Origin of the sequence: Microcystis sp. M49636_WE2, from assembly GCF_030065375.1 — a bacterium.
Classification (GTDB): domain Bacteria; phylum Cyanobacteriota; class Cyanobacteriia; order Cyanobacteriales; family Microcystaceae; genus Microcystis; species Microcystis aeruginosa_C.
In genome coordinates this window covers 1-1,463 of the sequence record NZ_JASJFG010000770.1, presented here as the reverse complement: position 1 = coordinate 1,463, position 1,463 = coordinate 1, and the positions used below count along the sequence as shown (strand labels likewise).

The 1,463-nt window shown below is 44.4% G+C and carries 1 protein-coding gene and 1 pseudogene; one reads left to right on the top strand and one right to left on the bottom strand.

Annotated features, from left to right (window positions below):
- A pseudogene (locus PX484_RS17665) lies at positions 1-256 on the bottom strand (Uma2 family endonuclease); the annotation flags it as partial.
- Positions 257-587: 331 nt separating this feature from the next.
- Here PX484_RS17665 and PX484_RS17660 point away from each other — a divergent pair.
- Entirely contained in the window at positions 588-1,418 is an 831-nt protein-coding gene (locus tag PX484_RS17660; RefSeq protein WP_288104951.1) for an Rpn family recombination-promoting nuclease/putative transposase, read from the top strand.
- The last annotated feature ends 45 nt before the right edge of the window (positions 1,419-1,463 follow it).

Sequence of the window (1,463 nt, the reverse complement as noted above, 5' to 3'; positions counted from 1 at the left end):
TTTCTCCCGTATCATGGTTGACTCCAACTGCTAAGAAACCATCGGGGACAAAAGCTGATTCGTCTGGATTATAATAAACAGCCATATCTACCCCAAAATACCAATCATCTCGACCAGACCAAATTAAGGCTAATAAATTTAGCAGCAGATTGGGAATATCATTCTGTAACTGGTTGTCCACTGGAGTTTCATCGGAAGAGGGCAATTCTTCGGCGCTGGGAAGAGGTCGATTTTTGTTATAGGTGAGGTTAACCATAGCTCCTACAAGCGTGGTGTTTAATTACTGCCAATTCTAACAGAAAATTACGGTTTTAGATTTCGTTGTTTTTCTGCGATTTCTCAAAGCACTTCATCAAAACTCGGATCAAGGCTTTCTTTAATGTCATCAACCTGATTAATTTCTTGGTTAGGAGAGGCACTCAGGCACTCATGCAAGAGTCAAAGGGGAGAATAAATCAGGGGTGCTGTCCGCAAAGCTGGAAAATAATGTCTCAAGGGAGAGGAGAGGAGACGCGGGTTTCCTCTCTCTTTTTTGAGGGGTTTCATGGGAAGATCGGGAAAGCTTGCTAGGTGCAATCCCGATCATAATGAAACGAGACTCGATATTTTACCGGCTTTTTCAACAATCCCCCTCCCTTCTCTTCGATTTACTGGAAAACCCGCCAGATAATGCCACCGAATACCGCTTTGACTCCGTAGCCGTCAAAGAACCCAAATTTGAGATCGATGGCGTATTCCTGCCACCCGATAATGATAGTAGCGGGGTAATCTATTTTTGCGAAGTGCAATTTCAAAAAGACGAACGACTCTATGAAAGGGTTTTTGGTGAATCATTTTTATATTTCTACCGCCAGCGAGAACGATTTACCGATTGGCAAATTGTTGTCATCTATCCCACCCGCAGCCTAGAACAAAGTAACACCCATCCCTACCGAGCGCTCCTCAATTGTCCTCAGGTGCATCGAATTTATCTGAACGAATTAGGGGAAATTCAGCAGTTACCCCTAGGGGTTGCCTTGATGGTACTCACTACTGTGGAAGAAACCCAAGCACCAGAAAAAGCCCGCTATTTACTGGCACGAACCCAAGAGCAAATTGCAGATACAGAAGCCAGTCGCGCCATAATAGAAATGATTGCCACAATTATGGTCTATAAATTTACTAACTTGAGTCGGCAGGAGGTGGAAGCAATGCTAGGACTACAATTGGCAGATACAAGGGTATATCGTGAAGCCAAGGAAGAAGGACGACTGGAAGGACGACTGGAAGGACGACTGGAAGGAGAATCTGCCCTGATTTTGCGTCTGTTGCAACGTCGCTTTGGTGCAGTGGATGAGGTGTTGGCTGCCCGGATTCAGGCTCTAGAAATCGAGCAATTAGAGTCCTTAGCTGAGGCTTTGTTGATTTTACAACCTTAAACGACCTAGTGCTTTGGCTAAATCGCTATGGTCTATAAATTTACT

Excerpts from the sequence above, each read along its gene's own strand:
- PX484_RS17660 (WP_288104951.1), top strand. The coding sequence starts at position 588 with ATGAAACGAGACTCGATATTTTACCGGCTTTTTCAACAATCCCCCTCC.